Origin of the sequence: Streptomyces sulphureus DSM 40104, from assembly GCF_000381025.1 — a bacterium.
Classification (GTDB): Bacteria; Actinomycetota; Actinomycetes; order Streptomycetales; family Streptomycetaceae; genus Streptomyces; species Streptomyces sulphureus.
In genome coordinates this window covers 53,746-72,644 of the sequence record NZ_KB905829.1, presented here as the reverse complement: position 1 = coordinate 72,644, position 18,899 = coordinate 53,746, and the positions used below count along the sequence as shown (strand labels likewise).

13 protein-coding genes and 1 pseudogene are annotated in these 18,899 nt (G+C 72.2%); 4 read left to right on the top strand and 10 right to left on the bottom strand.

What is annotated here, in order from left to right; genetic code table 11:
• Positions 1–132: 132 nt before the first annotated feature.
• Entirely contained in the window at positions 133–837 is a 705-nt protein-coding gene (gene pdxH / locus F603_RS0129850; RefSeq protein WP_019549594.1) for a pyridoxamine 5'-phosphate oxidase, read from the bottom strand.
• Positions 838–1,222: 385 nt separating this feature from the next.
• On the opposite strand from pdxH, the gene F603_RS0129845 reads away from it, so the two are divergent.
• Positions 1,223–2,314, top strand: coding sequence for a citrate synthase 2 (locus F603_RS0129845; RefSeq protein ID WP_019549593.1), 1,092 nt, complete (start codon positions 1,223–1,225; stop codon positions 2,312–2,314).
• Positions 2,315–2,778: 464 nt separating this feature from the next.
• On the opposite strand, the gene F603_RS0129840 is transcribed toward F603_RS0129845, so the two are convergent.
• The 6 genes from F603_RS0129840 to F603_RS0129815 all read right to left on the bottom strand — a co-directional run bounded on the left by F603_RS0129840 (position 2,779) and on the right by F603_RS0129815 (position 11,143).
• On the bottom strand, positions 2,779–3,384 hold the full coding sequence (locus F603_RS0129840) for a TetR/AcrR family transcriptional regulator (protein ID WP_019549592.1): 606 nt from the start codon (positions 3,382–3,384) through the stop codon (positions 2,779–2,781).
• Between the two features lie 82 nt (positions 3,385–3,466).
• A complete protein-coding gene (locus tag F603_RS33215; protein ID WP_019549591.1) occupies positions 3,467–4,282 on the bottom strand; it encodes an enoyl-CoA hydratase family protein in 816 nt (271 codons plus the stop codon).
• A 73-nt stretch (positions 4,283–4,355) separates the two neighbouring features.
• Positions 4,356–5,525, bottom strand: coding sequence for an acyl-CoA dehydrogenase family protein (locus F603_RS0129830; protein ID WP_019549590.1), 1,170 nt, complete (start codon positions 5,523–5,525; stop codon positions 4,356–4,358).
• 88 nt (positions 5,526–5,613) lie between these two features.
• Positions 5,614–7,650 carry an acetyl/propionyl/methylcrotonyl-CoA carboxylase subunit alpha gene (locus F603_RS0129825; RefSeq protein ID WP_026328843.1) on the bottom strand — a complete coding sequence of 679 codons (2,037 nt, stop codon included), beginning with the start codon at positions 7,648–7,650 and terminating at the stop codon, positions 5,614–5,616.
• A gap of 12 nt (positions 7,651–7,662) precedes the next feature.
• Complete coding sequence (locus F603_RS0129820; RefSeq protein WP_019549588.1) at positions 7,663–9,270, bottom strand: acyl-CoA carboxylase subunit beta; 1,608 nt, start codon at positions 9,268–9,270, stop codon at positions 7,663–7,665.
• Between the two features lie 85 nt (positions 9,271–9,355).
• The gene (locus F603_RS0129815; RefSeq protein ID WP_019549587.1) at positions 9,356–11,143 is read right to left on the bottom strand and encodes an acyclic terpene utilization AtuA family protein; all 1,788 of its coding nucleotides are present in this window, start codon (positions 11,141–11,143) and stop codon (positions 9,356–9,358) included.
• A gap of 245 nt (positions 11,144–11,388) precedes the next feature.
• Between F603_RS0129815 and F603_RS36140 the strand changes: the two are divergent.
• A pseudogene (locus F603_RS36140) lies at positions 11,389–11,817 on the top strand (dioxygenase family protein); the annotation flags it as partial.
• Positions 11,818–11,859: 42 nt separating this feature from the next.
• Here F603_RS36140 and F603_RS0129795 read toward each other — a convergent pair.
• Together F603_RS0129795 and F603_RS0129790 are read right to left on the bottom strand one after the other, a co-directional pair.
• Positions 11,860–14,811, bottom strand: coding sequence for an FAD-binding and (Fe-S)-binding domain-containing protein (locus tag F603_RS0129795; protein WP_026328842.1), 2,952 nt, complete (start codon positions 14,809–14,811; stop codon positions 11,860–11,862).
• 350 nt (positions 14,812–15,161) lie between these two features.
• Positions 15,162–15,575, bottom strand: a complete 414-nt coding sequence (locus tag F603_RS0129790; protein WP_019549582.1) for a PNPOx family protein — start codon at positions 15,573–15,575, stop codon at positions 15,162–15,164.
• 240 nt (positions 15,576–15,815) lie between these two features.
• On the opposite strand from F603_RS0129790, the gene serC reads away from it, so the two are divergent.
• The gene (serC, locus tag F603_RS0129785; RefSeq protein WP_019549581.1) at positions 15,816–16,934 is read left to right on the top strand and encodes a phosphoserine transaminase; all 1,119 of its coding nucleotides are present in this window, start codon (positions 15,816–15,818) and stop codon (positions 16,932–16,934) included.
• 108 nt (positions 16,935–17,042) lie between these two features.
• On the opposite strand, the gene F603_RS0129780 is transcribed toward serC, so the two are convergent.
• The gene (locus tag F603_RS0129780; RefSeq protein ID WP_026328841.1) at positions 17,043–18,050 is read right to left on the bottom strand and encodes a membrane protein; all 1,008 of its coding nucleotides are present in this window, start codon (positions 18,048–18,050) and stop codon (positions 17,043–17,045) included.
• Between the two features lie 119 nt (positions 18,051–18,169).
• Here F603_RS0129780 and F603_RS0129775 point away from each other — a divergent pair, with 119 nt between their 5' ends.
• Positions 18,170–18,844: a GDSL-type esterase/lipase family protein gene (locus F603_RS0129775; RefSeq protein ID WP_019549579.1), complete on the top strand. Its 675-nt coding sequence runs from the start codon at positions 18,170–18,172 to the stop codon at positions 18,842–18,844.
• The last annotated feature ends 55 nt before the right edge of the window (positions 18,845–18,899 follow it).

Sequence of the window (18,899 nt, the reverse complement as noted above, 5' to 3'; positions counted from 1 at the left end):
TCACTCCGGCCAATCTCCAGCAGTCCACCCGGCCCGCGGGCTCGTCGGACTCGTCCGACCGACGCCGCACCGCCGCAAGGCGGTGGGGAGTCGCCCGCGGGCCGTCTGCTGTCCGCCTCCGCGCGGGACGGCTCAGGGGCAGAGGCGCTGCACGCCCCACCCCTCCCCGCTCTCCGCGCGCACGTACCGCAGACGGTCGTGGAGACGGTTCTCGCGACCCTGCCAGAACTCGACCGACTCCGGACGCACCCGGAAGCCGCCCCACTGCGGCGGCGCCGGCACGTCCTCGCCCTCCGGATAGCGTTCGGCCAACTCCGCGTACATTCCGTCCAGTTCGGAGCGCGAGGCGAGGGCGGAGGACTGCTCGCTCGCCCAGGCGCCCAACTGCGAGCCGTGCGGCCTGGTGCGGAAGTAGGCAGCCGTCTCGTCCCTGCCCGTGCGCTCGGCCGTCCCCTCGACGCTGACCTGGCGGGCGATGCCGTGCCAGGGGAAGAGCAACGCGATGTGCGGGTTGGCGGCGAGCTGCGTGCCCTTGCGGGAGCCGTAGTTGGTGTAGAAGACGAAGCCCCGCTCGTCGACGTGTTTCAGGAGGGCCGTGCGGGAGCTCGGACGGCCCTCGGCGTCGGCGGTGGAGACGACCATCGCGTTGGGCTCGTGCAGCCCGCTCTCGGACGCGTCCGCGAACCACCGCTCGAACTGCGCGAACGGGTCGGGCGCGAGGTCCTCCTCGCTCAGACCCTGCGCCCGGTAATGGGCGCGCATCCCGGCAGGGTCGAGGACGCTGTGCGAGGTCTGGTCCGGCGGGGTGGTGGCATGGGGGTCCTCAGCTTGTGACACCCGCACATCTTGCCGCATCCGTCACCGGACGCGCCGGACGGGCCGCCCCCCGGACCTCTTGCGACGGCGCGTCAAAAAGACGCGGTCACGGGGGCGTTGGGGATGCCCCGGGCGTGTGCCGAGCATCACCCTTCCCGGCCGGTGCCGGAGCCGACAGAATCAGCCACCGGAGGGCTAGGCTTCGCCGGACCTCCGCTCCGCTTTTCCCAGGCCCCGACAGGGCAGGAGCACCACGACGGCGAGGACCGCGAGCGACGGCCGCGGAACCGGACCGTCCGACTCGTCCCGCACCTGGCACCTCACCGTCGCGACCGCGTCAGACAGCCGGACCGGGCTCCGTGGAACCCCGCGGCGCCCGCCGTCCAGACCACAAGGGAGCCGCCCGATGTCCGACTTCGTGCCCGGACTTGAAGGAGTCGTCGCGTTCGAGACGGAGATCGCCGAACCCGACAAGGAAGGCGGGGCGCTCCGCTACCGTGGCGTCGACATCGAGGAGCTGGTGGGGCACGTTCCTTTCGGGAGCGTCTGGGGGCTCCTCGTCGACGGCGGGTTCGCGCCGGGGCTGCCGCCCGCCGAACCCTTCCCCGTTCCGGTGCACTCGGGGGACGTCCGCGTCGACGTGCAGTCGGCGCTCGCGATGCTGGCGCCGGTGTGGGGGTTGCGGCCGCTGCTGGACATCGACGCGGAGCAGGCGCGCGAGGACCTGTCGCGGGCCGCGGTGATGGCGCTGTCGTTCGTCGCGCAGTCGGCGCGCGGACAGGGGGTGCCGATGGTGCCGCAGCGTGAGATCGACAAGGCCGAGACCGTCGTCGAGCGGTTCATGCGGCGCTGGCGGGGCGAGCCGGACCCGAAGCACGTCGCCGCCGTCGACGCGTACTGGACCTCCGCCGCCGAACACGGCATGAACGCCTCGACGTTCACCGCGCGGGTGATCGCGAGCACCGGCGCCGATGTCGCCGCCGCGCTCTCGGGCGCCGTCGGCGCGATGTCGGGACCGCTGCACGGTGGGGCGCCCTCGCGGGTGCTCGGCATGATCGAGGAGATCGAGCGCACCGGCGACGCACGAGCCTACGTCAAGCGGCAGTTGGACCTGGGCGAGCGGCTGATGGGTTTCGGACACCGGGTCTACCGCGCCGAGGACCCGCGGGCGCGCGTGCTGCGCAGGACGGCGCGCGAGCTCGGTGCGCCGCGCTTCGAGGTCGCGGAGGCGCTGGAGCAGGCAGCCCTCGCCGAGCTGCGCGAGCGGCGGCCCGACCGGGTGTTGGAGACCAACGTCGAGTTCTGGGCGGCGATCGTCCTCGACTTCGCCGAGGTACCGGCCGACTTGTTCACCTCGATGTTCACTTGCGCGCGTACGGCCGGCTGGTCGGCGCACATCCTCGAGCAGAAGCGGACGGGGCGGCTGGTCCGGCCCTCGGCACGGTACGTGGGGCCCGGACCGCGGGGGCCGGAGGCGGTCGGCGGGGTCGGGGCGTAGCTGGTTCGGGGTTCGGGGCTCGGAGCTCGGGGCTCGGGGCTCGGGGCTCCGCGTTCGGGGCTCGGGGCTCGGAGCTCGGGGCTCGGGGCTCGGGGCTCGGAGCCCGGGGCTCGGAGCCCGGAGCCCGGAGCGCAAACCTCAGCGCCCCGGAAGCTCGCCCCCGAAAACAGACACCGACCCTGCAGTCCGGCGCCCGAAGCTCGGGGCGCACCCTTCAATTCGACGGAACCGCCCCGGAGTTCGCCCTCAAATCCCAGGGAGCTACCCGCACTCACCGACCACGCCATCCCGCCGACCACGGAGACGGCCCCACTTTCGAAGCCAGGACGGGCACCCCAGCTACCACCATCGCCACCCGCACGTGCAGCATCCTGACCGCACGCCCGACAGCCGACCCCGCCCCAAACGGACCGCACCCCCGAACGCCTCCCGAACGCCCCCCGAACGCCCCCCCGACCGAATCCTTACTCCGACCGCCCCACCCCGCCCCCCAGAGCGCGCTCCACGAGCACCGCCCACTCCCGGACGACGTGTTCACGCCGCGCACGGTCATCGGTGAGCAGGTTCGCCAGCCCGAGCCCGCGGGCCATGTCGAGGAGGCCCTGCACCGTTTCCCGTACGCCGGGCGTGCGCTCGTCGGCGCCGAGGAGCGAGAGCGCCATCCGGTGCGTCTCCCGGCCGATCCTCGCCTCCAACGCCGTCACACGCGGCCCGAGTTGCGGCTCGTTGCTCGCCGCGACCCACAGGTGGAGAGCCGCGCGGAAGAGCGAACCGGTGTAGAGATTGACGATCGTGTCGACGGCGGCCGGCACCGTCTCCGGCATGGGGAGTTCCCGCAGCGCACGGGAGCGCTCTTCCGCGACGAACTCCACGGCGCCGGTGAAGAGGTCCTCCCTCGTCGGAAAGTGGTGCTGCGCCGCGCCGCGCGAGACCCCGGCGTGCTCCGCGACGACGCTCACCGTGCTGCCGGCCCAACCCAGTTCGGCGAGGCAGGTCACGGCCGACTCCAGCAGCCGCTGCCTGGTGGCGCGGCTCCGGTCCTGCTTGGGCTCGGCACCTCGGGCGCTCATCGTTCGGCCCCGGCCAGGAACACCGTGCCGCGGCCGGCCGCGCGGGCGCGCCGACGACGGTCCGGCGCCGTGCCGCGCCGCGTCAGTCCGGCGGGGCCGTGCGCCCGTCGTCGGGCATCGTCGTGGGCTGTGGCGGTTCGCCTGTGGTGGTCGAGGCCCATGCGGGTTCCCGTCGTTCGAGGAATGCGGTGATGCCCTCGCGGGCCTCCGCCGAGGCGAAGAGCCGCGCCGACAACTCGGCGAGGGTACCGGTGTCCTCGTCGAAGCGGCGCAGCACATCGGCCGTGACCAGCCGTTTCGACTCGGCGAGCCCCTGCGGACCGCCGCGCCGCAGCCCGTCGAGTACGGGCCCGAGCGCCGCGTCCGGCTCTTCGGCGGCGAGCGTCACGAGGCCGATGCGCGCCGCCTCCTCCGCGCCGAAGCGCTCTCCTGTGAGGAAGTAGCGGGCTGCCGCGCGGGGTTGGAGCTTGGGAAGGACGGTCATGGAGATGACGGCGGGCGCGACGCCGATGCGCGCCTCCGTGAAGGCGAAGGTCGAGGCGGGGCCCGCCACCGCGATGTCGCACGCCCCCAACAGCCCGGTCCCGCCGGCCCGCACGTGCCCGTCGACGTTGGCGACCACGGGCTTGGGGCAGGCGACGAGGTAGCGGAGCAGCTCGGCGAGGCCGCGGGGTCCCGCCGTCGGATCGTCGGCGGCTTCCGTGAGGTCGGCTCCGGCGCAGAACGTGCTACCGGTGTGCGTCAGCACCACGGCGCGTACACCGGGGTCGCGCTCAGCGGTGGCGAGCGCCTCGTAGAGCTCGCCGACGAGCTGCGTCGAGAGGGCGTTGCGGTTGTGCGGTGAGTCGAGGGTGAGGGTGGCGACGCCGTCGCCGACGGCCAGGTGTACGAGCTCCACAGCTCCTCCGCTCCGGTGCGTGGCGGACGGGTCGGCGGCCGGGCCGCCCTCCGCGCGGGCAAGTTGCCGCGATTCAGTACGACTTGGGCAGTCCGAGCGTCTGATGGGACACGTAGTTCAGGATCATCTCCCGGCTCACCGGCGCGATCCGCGCCACCCGGGCCGCCGTGATCAGCGCGCCGATGCCGTACTCGCGGGTGAGGCCGTTGCCGCCGAGGGTGTGCACCGCCTGGTCGACGGCGTGGACGGACGCCTCGCCCGCGGCGTACTTGGCCATGTTCGCCGCCTCCCCGGCGCCGACGTCGTCCCCCGCGTCGTAGAGGAGAGCGGCCTTGCGCATCATCAACTTGGCCTGTTCGAGTTCGATATGGGCCTGCGCGAGCGGGTGCGCGATCGCCTGGTGCGCACCGATCGGCGTCTTCCACACCTGCCGTTCCCGGGCGTACTCCAGGGCCCTGCCCAGCGCGTACCTGCCCATGCCGATGGCGAACGCCGCCGTCATGATGCGCTCCGGGTTGAGCCCTGCGAAGAGCTGGAGGAGTCCGGCGTCCTCGTCCCCGACGAGCGCCTCCGGCGGCAACTCCACGCCATCGAGGACAAGTTCGAACTGCTTCTCGGCCGCGTTGACCTCCATGTCGATCTGGCTCCGCGTGAACCCGGGGGTGTCGCGCGGGACGATGAACAGGCACGGCTTCAGCTTCCCCGTGCGGGAGTCCTCCGTGCGGCCGACGATGAGCGTGGCGTCGGCGATGTCGACGCCCGAGATGAAGACCTTGCGCCCGTCGAGCACCCACCCGCCGTCTTGCCTGCGGCGGGCGGTCGTGGTGATGCGGTGCGAGTTGGAGCCCGCGTCGGGCTCGGTGATGCCGAAGGCCATCTTGCGGCTGCCGTCGCAGAGTCCCGGTATCCAGGCCCGCTTCTGCTCCTCGGTGCCGAACCTGGCGAGCACCGTCCCGCAGATGGCGGGAGAGACGACCATCATCAGCAGGGGGCAGCCGGCGGCACCCAACTCCTCCAGCACCAGGGAGAGTTCCACCATGCCGGCGCCCCCGCCCCCGTACTCCTCGGGCAGGTTGACACCCAGGTATCCGAGCTTCCCCGCCTCGCGCCACAACTCGTCGACGCTGCGCCCGTCTTCGACGGCCGAGGTGAGGTACCCCCACCCGTAGCGCCCGCCGAGTGCCGCGACCGAGGCGCGCAGCGCGCGCTGTTCCTCCGTGTCCAGCAGATCAGTTGGGCTCATGGTTCGCCTCCGGTCCTCTCGTGGGACGGGGCCCCGACGTGGCGCCCCGCTCGTGCTCCCGACTCACTTGCGCGCGTCGCGGCGGCCGTCACTCGTCGACGACCGCCAGCACCGCGCCCATCTCGACCTGCCGTCCGGGCTCGACGTCGAGCACCGTCAGCACCCCGGACACGGGCGCGGCCACCTCGTGCTCCATCTTCATCGCCTCCAACCAGAGCAGCGGCTGCCCGGCGGCCACCCGGTCGCCGACGACGAGGCCGTCCGCGACCCGCACCACCGTCCCCGGCATCGGCGCCACGAGCGAGCCGGGACGACGCTCCGGCTCCGGCTCGGGAAGCCGGGGCAGCGCGGTGAAAGCGTACGAGCCGGCCGCGGAGTCGACATGAATCCGCTCCCCGTAGCGCGCGACGGCGAACTCCCGGCGTACACCGTCGAGTTCGAGGCAGACGCCGTCCGGTGCCGCCGACAGGAGGCGTACCGCCGGATGGGCGTCGGCGAGGAGACCCTGCCGCGTGAGCCGGTAGCGCACCTCGACCTCTTCCGGCTCCTCACCCGCTGGCTCCGCGCGGTAGGTCTTCACCTGCGGTTGGGAGGGCACGTTGCGCCAGCCGCCGATCCGTACCGCGGGCGGGCGCCCGGGCCCCTCGGGCGCGCCGGTGCGCGCGGCCGCGTCGGCGAGTGCGGCTGCGAGGGCTGCGGTGCGCCGGTCCTCTCGGGCACCCACCAACTCCTCGGTGAGGGAGGCGAGATGGCGCTCGTAGAAGCCGGTGTCGAAGGCGCCCGAGGTGAACTCCGGGTGGCGCAGGGAGCGTACGAGCAGCTCGCGGTTGGTCGCGGGGCCGTGGATGCGCGCCCGTGCCAGGGCGTCGGCGAGGAGGCGCACGGCGTCACGGCGCTCGGGTGCCCAGGCGATCACCTTGGCGAGCATCGGATCGTAGGCGGTGCCGATCTCGCTGCCCGCGGTGACGCCGGTGTCGAGCCGCAGGCCCGAGTGTTCCCCGACTCTCCACGGCAGCACGGGAGTTGAGGCGTCGGGATGCCGGTGGCCGCCCGTGCCCTCGGTGGCGTCCGGGACGTTGAGGTGGAGAACCTCGCCGGTCTGCGGCTGCCAGCCGCGCGCCGGATCCTCCGCATAGAGCCTCGCCTCGACGGCGTGCCCCTGTGCCGGGGGCGGCCCGGCGGCGTCGAGGCTCCGTCCCTCGGCGATCCTGACCTGCTCCGCCACGAGATCCACGCGGTGCACGCACTCGGTGACGGGGTGCTCCACCTGAAGCCTGGTGTTCATCTCCAGGAAGTACGGGCCGCCGTCTCCGGTGGGGACGAGGAACTCCACCGTCCCTGCGGACCGGTAGCCGACGGCGCGCGCTGCTTCCTCGGCCGCCCGGTGCAGCGCTTCCGTGCGCTCCTCGTCGAGTCCGGGCGCCGGCGCCTCCTCGACGACCTTCTGGTGCCTGCGCTGTAGCGAGCAGTCTCGGGTGCCCAGCACCCACACGGTGCCCTCCCCGTCCGCGAGGACCTGCACTTCGACGTGGCGCGCCCGCTCCAGGTACGGCTCGACGAAGACCTCGCCGTCCCCGAAGGCGCCGGCAGCCTCCGACTGCGCGGCAGCGATCTCGTCCGGCAGATCCGCGAGCCGGCGCACCACGCGCATACCGCGTCCGCCCCCGCCCGCCGACGCCTTCACCAGCAACGGCAGCCTCCCGGCGTCGGCCTCACCCGCGGGCACGGGCTCAAGCAGTGGTACGCCGGCGGCGCGCATCAGCTCCTTGGCGCGGGTCTTGAAAGCCATCGCCTCGATCGCCTCCGGCGGCGGACCGATCCAGACCAGCCCTGCCTCGATCACCGCGCGAGCGAAATCCGCGTTCTCGGAGAGGAATCCGTAACCGGGATGCACCGCGTCGGCGCCTGCGTCGAGGGCCGCCTTCACCAACAGGTCGCGGCGCAGGTACGTGTCGGCCGGGGCCGTGCCCGGGAGGCGCACGGCGGCGTCGGCGCCGCGTACGTGGAGGGCCTCGGCGTCCGCGTCGGAGTGCACGGCGACGGTGGCGAGCCCCAGCTCCCGGCAGGTGCGGAAGACCCTGCGGGCGATCTCCCCGCGGTTTGCCACGAGTACGGAAGTGATCATCGAACTCACGCCTCACATCCGGAAGATGCCGAAACCGCCGCGTGCACCCTGCACGGGGGCGGTGTGGATGGCGGACAGGCACAGGCCGAGGACGGTGCGGGTGTCGCGCGGGTCGATCACGCCGTCGTCGTAGAGCCGACCGGAGAGGAACATCGGCAGCGACTCGCTCTCCACCTGCTCCTCCACCATCGCCCGCAGCCCGGCGTCCGCCTCCTCGTCGAAGGGCCGCCCCTTGGCCGCCGCCGACTGCCGCATCACGCGGGAGAGGACACCCGCGAGCTGCTGCGGCCCCATCACGGCCGACTTGGCGCTCGGCCAGGCGAAGAGGAACCGAGGGTTGTACGCCCTGCCGCACATCCCGTAGTGCCCGGCCCCGTAACTCGCGCCGACCAGGACCGACAGGTGGGGGACCTTCGAGTTGGAGACGGCGTTGATCATCATCGACCCGTGCTTGACGATGCCGCCCTGCTCGTACTCCGTCCCCACCATGTAGCCCGTGGTGTTGTGCAGGAAGAGCAGCGGAACGTCCCGCTGGTTGGCGAGTTGGATGAACTGGGCCGCCTTCTGTGCCTCCTCGCTGAAGAGCACGCCCTGCGCGTTGGCGAGGATGCCGAGCGGGTAACCGTGCAGCTTCGCCCACCCGGTGACCAGACTCGGTCCGTAACGCGGCTTGAACTCGTCGAACTCCGAGGCGTCGACGAGGCGGGCGATCACCTCGCGCGGGTCGAAAGGCACCTTGAGGTCCTCGGGCACCACGCCGAGGAGGTCCTCCTCCGGGTACAGCGGATCCCGTACGACCGCGCCGACGCGCGGCCCCTCGTCCGCCTTCCGCCAGTTGAGGCGGGCGATCACACGGCGCGCGGTGCGCAGCGCGTCCTCCTCGTCGAGCGCCAGGTAGTCGGCGAGGCCCGAGGTCGTGGCGTGCATCTCGGCGCCGCCCAGCTCCTCCTCGTCGGCGTCCTCGCCCGTCGCCTCCTTCACCAGCGGAGGACCGCCCAGGAAGACCTTGGAGCGCTCCTTGACCATGATGACGTGGTCCGACATGCCGGGGATGTAGGCGCCGCCCGCCGTCGAGTTGCCGAAGACGACCGCGACCGTCGGGATGCCCGCCTCCGAGAGCCGCGTGATATCGCGGAACAGGGCGCCCCCGGGTATGAACACCTCTTTCTGGCTCGGCAGGTCGGCCCCGCCCGACTCCACGAGCGAGATGCACGGAAGCCGGTTCTCGTAGGCGATCTCGTTGGCACGGAGCGCCTTCCGCAGCGTCCACGGGTTGCTGGCGCCGCCCCTGACCGTCGGGTCGTTCGCGGTGACGAGGCATTCCACGCCTGCGACCACTCCGATCCCGGCGACGAGGGAGCCGCCGACGGTGTAGTCGCTGCCCCAGCCGGCGAGGGGCGACAGTTCGAGGAAAGGGGTGTCCGGGTCGAGCAGCAGCTCCACGCGCTCCCGAGCCGGCAACTTGCCCCGGCCCCGGTGACGTTCGACGTACTTCTCGCCTCCGCCGGCGAGCGCCTTGGCGTGCTCGGTCTCCAACTCGGTGAGGCGGTCGAGCATCGCGGCGCGTCGGCCGGCGAACTCCTCGCTCGACGGGTCGAGTCGGGTGTGCAGCGCGCTCATGTCTCCACCTTCGGGAGGGGGTTGCGGACGTGGTACGGGTGCGGAGCCGTCGTCCTGCGACCGTGCGCCGGTGCGGGGACGCGGGTCACCGGCCACCGCGCAACTCGACTGTGTCCAGGAGGAATTCGGGGACGGCGAGTCGGCGCCCTCGCAGCCACTCCCCCAGGGCCTTGCCCTGCGGATCGAAGCGGGACTGCGAGGCGACGCCCTCGCCGAGGATGCCCTCGACGACGAAGTTCAGCGCGCGCAGGTTCGGCAGGACGTGCCGCGTCACGTCCAACCCCGCCGTCTCCGGCAGGAGTTGCCGGAACCGCTCCACGGTGAGCTCGTGGGCCATCCACCGCCAGACGTACTGGCTGCCGTTCCGCGCCCACAGCCCCACGTTCGCGCTCCCGCCCTTGTCCCCGCTGCGTGCGCCGACGAGCCTCCCCAACGGAGCCTCGCGCAGGGGCACGTCCGGTGCGAGCGGAGCGGGCGGAGGCGGCTCCGGGAGTGGTTCCGTTCCGCCGGTGTGCGAGAGGGGCGCCACTGGCTGCCGTGCGCCTCCGGGCAGTACGGCGATGTGTTCGACGCCGTCCGCGGGCGTCCAGGCCGTCTCGAAGACTGCGTAGGGCGCGCCCTTTCCCGGCGGCGCCGTGACGTGGAAGCCCGGGATGCTTGCAAGCGCCAGCTCGATCGCCGCGCCGCTGACCGCTCGGCCGACCGTCTCGGCGTCCGGGTCGCGCACGACCATACGCAGGGTCGCGCTCGCCTCCTCCTGCACCGGCGCCTCGGCACTCCGGGCACGGGCGAGCGACCAACTCACCTGCGCCGGCGGGTTGTCGACGAGCACCGCTTCCATCTGGGAGCGGACGAGCGCGGCCTTCTCCTCGACGTCGAGGCCGGTGAGGACGAAGACGACCTCGTTCCGGTACCCGCCGAGTTTCGTCAACCCCACCTTGAGTGCGCGCGGGGGCGGTTCGCCTCGTACCTGCGAGACGCGGACCCGGTCGGGGCCCTCCTCCTCCAGGCGCACCGTGTCGAGGCGCGCGGTGACGTCGGGGCCGAAGTAGCGGGCGCCCGCCGTCTCGTAGAGCAGTTGCGCCGTCACCGTTCCCCGGGTGACGGCGCCGCCTGTGTCCGGGTGCTTGGTGAGGACGGCCGAGCCGTCCGCGTGGATCTCCGCGACGGGGAAACCGGGGCGGCGTACATCGACGCCCCGCCCTCTGACCAACTCGTCGGCGAAGAAAGCGTAGTTGCCGCCCGTGACCTGGGGCCCGCACTCGAGGAGGTGTCCGGCCACCACTGCACCGGCGAGGGCGTCGGCGTAGCGGGCGAACTCCTGGGGCGGGTCGTCGGTTCCGGACGGGGGCTCGTACCAGCCGAAGTGCGCCGCGGCCGCACCCGTGACGAGCGCGGCGTCCGTCACCCGCCCGGTCACCACGACGTCCGCGCCGGCGCGCAGGCACTCCGCGATGCCGGCTCCGCCGAGGTAGGCGTTGGCGGTGAGCACGCCCTCCCCCCAGCCTCGTGCGGAGAGGTCGTCACCCTCGACGTAGGCGACTCTCGCCGGGACGCCGAGCCGTTCGCTCAACTCCTCGAGGCGTTCGGCGAGTCCGCGCGGGTTGAGGCCGCCCGCGTTGGCAACCAACCGGACTCCGCGCTCGTGTGCGAGGCCGAGCCCGGTCTCCATCTGGCGGAGGAACGTCTTGGCATAGCCGCGCTGCGGGTCCTTCAGGCGGTCCTTCCCGAGGATCAGCATCGTCAACTCGGCCAGGTAGTCGCCCGTGAGGACGTCGAGGGGGCCCTGGGTGAGCATCTCCTCCACCGCCTCGAAGCGATCGCCGTAGAAGCCGGAGGCGTTGCCGATACGCAGTACGTCACCCGCCGTCATACTCACCCTTCCCGTGAGGTGGGGCTGTTGGCGTTCGAGAGTGACAGGGTGGGGGGAAACAAGCAAGCGTGCTTGCATGAGGTGTTGGTCAGCGTCGGGGTGTGGTGCTGTTCGGGGTGTGTGCTGGCGGGCCGAGGATCGGGGCATGGCCTGGGTGCTTGCGGCTCGGAGCTCGGTGCGCGGCCTCAAGGCGGCCGTAGCCGCCGCACCCGCAGCCCTGCTCCTCGGTGCGGCCGCCCCGGCCCTCGCCTGAGCGCACCGACCTCGTCGAGCCGAGCCCCGCCGGGACGCCGCTGACGCTCAGTGGATACGTCTTCGGCGTCGGTTGCGAACCCCTCGGCAACGTCCTGCTCGACTTCTGGCAGGCGGACGCGGGCGGCGATTAGGACAACGTCGGCTACGGCCTCCGCGGCCACCAATACACCGCGGAGAACGGCGCGTTCGAGCTGACCACACGCGCCCCCGGCCTCTACTACCCCGGACGCACCCGCCACCTCCACGCCAAGGTGCAGACACCCGGCGAGCAGGCCCTCACCACCCAGCTCTCCTTCCCCGGCGACCCCCGCAACGAGACCCACGCGCTCTACGACCCCGCCCTGCTCATGAGCGTCCGGCAGGACGAGCAGGGACGGGTCGCCGCCTTCGACTTCGTCCTCGCCGTCTCCGGAGCCTGACGGCCGTCGGGCGCCCCGGCGGAAGCCGTGGGCGCCCCGCGCCTACCGTTCGGCGTCGTCGAGCCCTTCCGCCAGCACCTCGGCGAGGTGCCGGCTGCGGACGCCGCCGAGCTGCTCCAACTGCGTTCTGCACGAGAACCCGTCGGCGATCAACTCGACGTCGTCCGGGGCGTTGCGAACCGCCGGCAGCAACTGGTCCTCGGCACACGAGGCGGAAACATCGAAGTGCCCTTTCTCGAAGCCGAAGTTGCCGGCGAGCCCGCAGCATCCGGAGCTCAACTCGCCCTTCATGCCCGCCTTTTCACGCAGCCGCCGGTCCGGAGCGCTGCCCAGCACCGCGTGCTGGTGGCAGTGGTTCTGTCCCGCGACGGGGCGCCCCACGTACGGGGGCTCCCAGTCGGGTGCGTACTGCTCCAGAGTCTCCGCGAAGGTGTGCACCGCCTGTGCGAGGCGTGCTGCCCTCGGGTCGTCGTCGAGCAGTTCGGGGACATCGGTCCGGAGCGCCGCGGCGCAGGACGGCTCCAGAACGGTGATCGGCAGCCCCGCGTCGAGCGCGGGCGCGACCCGGTCCAACGTGCGGCGCATCACCTTGCGGGCGCGGTCCAGTTGGCCCGTGGAGACGTAGGTGAGCCCGCAGCACACCCGCCGCGGCGGTACGGCCACCCGCAACCCGGCGCTGTTCAGCACCCGCACTGCCGACGAACCGGCCCCGGGCGCCAAGTAGTTGGTGAAGGTGTCGGGCCACAGCACCACTTGGCGCCCATCGGGTTGACGCGAACGGTCCTGCCTCCGCCACCACCGCGTGAACGGTGTCTTCGGCAGCTCGGGGATGTCGCGCTCCGGCGCGATCCCGCCCATGCGCTTCGCCAGCGCCGCCAACGGACCCACCGATGCCGCCGAGTTGAGCAGCGGCACCGTACGGCTCGCGGCCGCGAGCGACAGCCACTCGGGCAGCCTCCCCATCGAATGGTGCGCCATCGGGCGCCGCCGGCCCTCGTAGTAGTGGTGGGTGAACTCGGCTTTGTAGGTGGCCATATCGACGCCGACGGGGCAGTCCGAGCGGCAGCCCTTGCACGAGAGGCAGAGGTCGAGCGCCTCGTGCACCTCCTCCGAGCGCCAACCGTCGGTCACGACCTCGCCCGCGAGCATCTCGTGGAGGAGGCGCGCGCGGCCGCGTGTCGAGTGCCGCTCCTCGCCCGTCGCACGGAACGACGGGCACATCACCGCTGCTCCCGCAGCGGTGTCCCGGCACTTCGCCACCCCGACGCACCTGCGTACCGCGGCGCCGAAGTCCCCGCCGTCCTCCGGGTATCCGAACTCCACGTCGACGGGTGTACGCGGCAGCGGCGCGAACCGCAGGTTCTCGTCGATCCGCGCCGGCCGCACCAGCATCCCCGGGTTGAGACCGCCGTCGGGGTCCCACAGGTCCTTGAACCGTCCGAAAGCACCGACGAGTCGCTCCCCGTACATGCGCGGCAGCAGCTCGGCGCGCGCCTGCCCGTCCCCGTGCTCGCCGGAGAGCGAACCCCCGTGCGCCACCACGAGGTCGGCGAGGTCCGAGGAGAACTCCCGGAACCGGCCCACGCCTTCGGGGCTGAGCAGGTCGAAATCGATCCGGACGTGGATGCAGCCGTCCCCGAAATGCCCGTACGGCAGGCCCCGCAGACCGTACGCACTCAGCAGTCCCCTGAACTCCTTGAGGTAGGAGCCGAGTTGCGCCGGCGGAACGGCGCAGTCCTCCCAACCGGGCCATGCCTCGCCGCCGTCGGGCAGCCGCGTGGCCGTACCGGAAGCGTCTTCCCGCACCCGCCACAACGCCCGTTGGTCCACGGGACCGACGACGACCCTGTGGCCCGTCGTCGCCGTCCGCATCGCGCGGCAGACCTCCTCGGCGCGTGCTTCCGCCTCCTGCTCGCAGCCCCCGCCGACCTCGACGAACAGCCAGGCGCCGCCCCGGGGCAGTGCGGCACGCGCCGCGTCGCCCACGAGGTCGGCGGCCATCCCCTCCACCGTCAGCGGCCCGTACGGGAGGACACCCGCCGCCGCCTCCGCCGCGGCGCTCTCGTCCGGGTAGCCGAGTACGGCGAGCGCCCGCGCCGCCGGCGCCTCCACGAGGCCGACCTCGGCGCGCGTCAGGACGCCCAGCGTCCCCTCGCTGCCCGTAAACGCGCGGGCCCAGTCCTCTCCCTTCTCCGGGAGCAGTTCGTCGAGCGCGTACCCCGAGATGCGGCGCGGCAGGTCGGGGTACCCCGTCCTGAGGAGCGCCAACTCGCTCTGTACGAGGCGCGACACCTGCTCCCGCAGCGCCGTCGGCACGCCTGCGCCGCCGCGTGCCAGGAGCGCGCGCTCGCCTCCGTAGGTGAGCACCTCCAGCTCGCGGACGTTGTCGGCCGTGGTACCCCAGGCCACCGAGTGGGAGCCGCAGGAGTTGTTGCCGATCATTCCGCCGAGCGTGCAACGGCTGTGCGTGGACGGATCGGGCCCGAACGTCAGGCCGTGTTCACCCGCCGCCCTGCGCAGCACGTCGAGGACGACGCCCGGCTGGACGACGGCCGTCCCCGCCTCCGGGTCGAGCTCCTCCACGGCGTTCATGTGCCGCGTGAAATCCAGCACCACGCCGACGCCCGTGGCCTGGCCGGCGATCGACGTCCCCGAGCCCCGCGCGAGAACCGGCACCCCGCGCTCCCGGCAGACGCCCAGCACCGCGGCGACGTCCTCCGCGTCCCTGGGCGCCACCACGCCCTCGGGCACACGGCGGTAGTTGGAGGCGTCCATGGTGACCAGTGCCCGCGCAGCAGAACCGAACGACACCTCGCCGCGCACCTGCGCGCGGAGGGCGCGCTCCAACTCTGCGTCCTCCGCGCTTTTTTCGCCTGCACGCCCGCGCACGGCGCCTCCCTGCCGCGCTCCCGTGCGCCCTTGCCCTGCCACGCCACCGCCGTCTTCCGTCCCGGCAGCACCGTCCACCCGTCCCTGCCCCTGTGCCTCGTTCATACCTACAGGCTGCACGTTCCCCGCGTCGCCGATGCACGGAAATTGCTTTCAACGGCACGGACGCCCTCGACCGGCCCGGTACGGACCCCGGCTCAGCTCTGGTGGCCGGACACACCTATTGGTCCGTGCCGCTTGCCTCCCCGACGACCGCCAACCGACGTCCGCTGGCCATGCACTACGCCGACGAGCACACCCGGCGCGAGCCCCGAGCCCCGAGCCCCGAGCCCCGAGCCCCGAGCCCCGAGCCCCGAGCCCCGAGCCCCGAGCCCCGAGCCCCGAGCCCCGAGCCCCGACAAGGCGTACCGCTCCGGCCCGTCGCGACCAAGACCACGCCCGCCCCAGCCGGCCCCTCAGCGTTGGGGCGCCCTGCGTTCCTCGCCGACGAGACGCACCTCGTAATGGACAGGCTTGTCGAACATGAGGGCGTACCCCAGCGGGACCCCGAGCCCGTGCACCAAGGGGTGCTGCTTCGCGAGGACGCCCGCCGCGTGGCGGGCCTCGTCCCCGTGGAGCCGCCGGACCTTCGCCATCATCGGCGCGCCCGTCGGCGCACCGCCCAGCGATGCCGGTGTGATCTCCGCCTCGGGGAACCGCTCCATACGTACGTTCTTCCGCGCTCTGGCATGGGTGCGGACGTACGCGCGGTCGCCCTCGACCGCGAGCGCGCAGCGCCCGGCGACCGGGGTACCTTCCGGTTCGTACGTCGTCAGCCGCACCCGCTTCTCTCGGGCGAAGAGCTGTAGCCCGGTCGTCGGTGTGGTCATGCCCGCCGGGGTACCCGAGTACGTTTCCGGAAAAACGGTTTGAGCCGCTCGCGGAAGCCGCCCCGCCCGACCGGACCACCAGGTTCCCCCTCTCACCGCGCTGGCCTGGGGCGACGTGACGGCAACGCGCGAGGCGGCGGAGGCGGAATCCGATCTTCCGCACGTCGCCGCGTCCCAGTCGGGATCTCGGGAGTTGAAACGCCCGCTTCCCGATCGCGCCGGAGGGACTACCCTCGCTCTGTGGCTGATCTCCAGATTCCCGCAGACATCAAGCCCGCCGACGGTCGCTTCGGCTCGGGCCCGTCCAAGGTACGCACGGAGGCACTCAGTGCGCTGGCCGCGACCGGCAGCTCGCTCCTCGGTACCTCACACCGCCAGGCACCGGTCAAGGACCTCGTCGGCAAGGTGCGCCAGGGGGTGAGCGACCTCTTCCAACTCCCCGACGGATACGAGGTCGTCCTGGGCAACGGCGGCTCCACCGCCTTCTGGGACATCGCGACGCACGGCCTGATCGACTCCAGGTCCCAGCACCTCTCCTTCGGTGAGTTCTCCTCCAAGTTCGCCAAGGCCGCGAAACTGGCGCCATGGCTCGGAGAGCCCTCGGTGATCACCGGCGAGCCCGGCACCCACCCCCTCCCGGAGGCCGAGGCCGGCGTCGACGCCTACGCGCTGACTCACAACGAGACGTCGACCGGCGTCGCCATGCCGCTGAACCGCGTGGCCGGAGCGGACGAGGGTGCCCTCGTCCTCGTCGACGCCACCTCGGGCGCCGGCGGCCTCCCCGTGCACATCGCCGAGACCGACGTCTACTACTTCGCGCCGCAGAAGTCCTTCGCCGCCGACGGCGGCCTCTGGATCGCCGTCTTCTCACCGGCCGCGCTCGAACGCGCCGAGCGGATCGCTGCCTCGGACCGGCACATCCCCGCGTTCTTCGACCTGAAGACCGCCATCGACAACTCCCGCAAGAACCAGACGTACAACACCCCCGCCCTCTCCACGCTCTTCCTCCTCAACGACCAGCTCGAGTGGCTCAACGGCCGCGGCGGCCTGGACTGGGCGGTGCGCCGCACCGCCGACTCCGCCCGGAGGCTCTACGGCTGGGCCGAGGACGCGAAGTACACGACGCCTTTCGTCTCCGACCCCGCGCAGCGCTCCCAGGTGGTCGGCACGATCGACCTCGACGACGACATCGACGCGGCCGCCGTCGCCAAGACGCTCCGCGCCAACGGGATCGTCGACACCGACCCCTACCGGAAGCTCGGCCGCAACCAGCTCCGCGTCGCGATGTTCCCCGCCGTCGAGCCTGACGACGTCGAAGCGCTCACCGCGTGCGTCGACTACGTCGTGGAGAACATCTGAGCACAGGATCGGTGCCGTCGGGCACGGTCCGCCGCCGCGGCCCCCTCCACCCGTGGGTGGAGGGGGCCGCGTGCACGTCACGCACGGTCGGACGCGGACCGCCCGTGTTCAGTCGCGGCGCCTGAAGAGCCGCCGCAGGCCCAGCCATGCCAACACGGCGGCGACGAAGACACCGGCTCCGACCACGGTCTTGTCGCCGCCCTCCTCGTCCTCTCCGTCGGACGTGCTGCCGTCGCCCGCGCCCCCTTCGGAAGGCTTGCCCGACTCCTTCTCCTTCGCGGCGCTCTCCGGCAGCAACTTCCCGTCGAGCTCGACGGGTTCGACGGAGCTGTTCTCGCCCTCGCTGCCGAGCAGCAGGGTCCGTCCGTCGAGCGTGAACGTCACCGACTCGCCCTGACGCTGGATCGGCACCGGCACACTGCCGAGAAGCTCCGCTTTGCCTCCGCGCCATGCGTACATCTCGCCCGTGAAGTAGCCGCGCAGTACCAGCCGGGTGCCGTCGGGCGAGAAGGCGCCGTCCGTCGCCCACAGATCGATGTCCTTGACGCGCTCGAAGGTGTTGACGCCCTGCGGGGAGAGCTCTTCCGGGCCCGCGTAGAGACCGCCCTTGCCCGCGTTGCTCTTGCTCGCGATGTAGACGCGGCCGGTCTTCGGGTGGACCATCATCGACTCGGCGTCGCGCGGCCCGTCGTCGTAGCGGACCGTGTAACGGGTCGGGGTGAGCGTGGTGTCGCCGAGTTCCTTCGGCTCGCTGAAGCGGTAGATCCATACCTCGGGCCAAGTGCCGTCGCGGTTGTCGCCGATGTCGCCGACGTAGACGTTGCCGTCGGTGCCGACGGAGATCGCCTCGACGTCGCGCATCTCCACGCCTTGGAGCGTCACCGTCGCCACGGTTTTGCCGGTGCGGCCGTCGACGGCATAGACGAGCGGGGAGTGCGCCGAGTCGTTGTGCGTCCAGTAGACGCCCTTGTGTGCCCGGCTGGCGGCCAGCCCGCTCGACTCGGTGATCCGCGGGTCCTTGATCGTGAAGCCGTCGACGCCGTCGGCCACCGCCGCCGAAGGCACGGCGACGACCACGGCACAGGCGACCCCCGCTGCACGCACAACCACAGACATGAGCCAAGTCTCCAACATCCACGGAGATTTGTGCGCCGCGGGCCGTCGCACGGCGACTGCCCGACGCCCGCGAGGGCCCCACACTCCCGCGCGCACGCCGGCTCGGAGACGATGTACCGATGCGCGTTCTCTTCGTGGGCGACTCCATGACCCTCGGGTCCGCGGGCGACTTCACCTGGCGCTACCGGATGTGGCAGCACCTCGTACGCACCTGTGAAACACCGTTCCGCATCGTCGGTCCGCGCACCGCGCTCCACGAGGGCTCGCACGCCTACGCGGCCGACGACTTCCCCGAGGAAGCGCGGCGGCACCTCGCCGGCTGGGGGCTCGGCTGGCTCCACCATGCGCCCGAGGTCGCGGACGCCGTGGCCGCGCACCGCGCCGACACCCTGCTGGTTTCGCTCGGGCTCATCGACCTCGGGTTCTACACGGACCCCGTACAGACCGAGGCCAACGTGCGCCGCTTCCTTCTCGCCGCGCGCACCGCCAACCCGGGGCTACGGGTCGCCGTACTGCCCGTGCTCCGCAACATCCGCGCGGAGCACGACCCCGGATTCGCCGAGAGCTGCGCGCACTTCGGCGTGCTCCTGGAGAAGGCCGTCGCGGACCTCTCGGCTACCGACGCTCCCCTTCTCCTCGCTTCGGCCCCGTCCGACTGGAACGTCGCGCGGGACACCTACGACGGCACGCACCCGTCGGCCGAGGGCGAGCACCGCATCGCCGCCTCCTTCGCCGACGCGCTCCACCAGGCCTGGGGCATCGGGGAGGCGTACCGAAGGCTCGACACCGAGTGACCCCGGGGCTCGGGGCTCGGGGCTCGGGGCTCGGGGCTCGGGGCTCGGGGCTCGG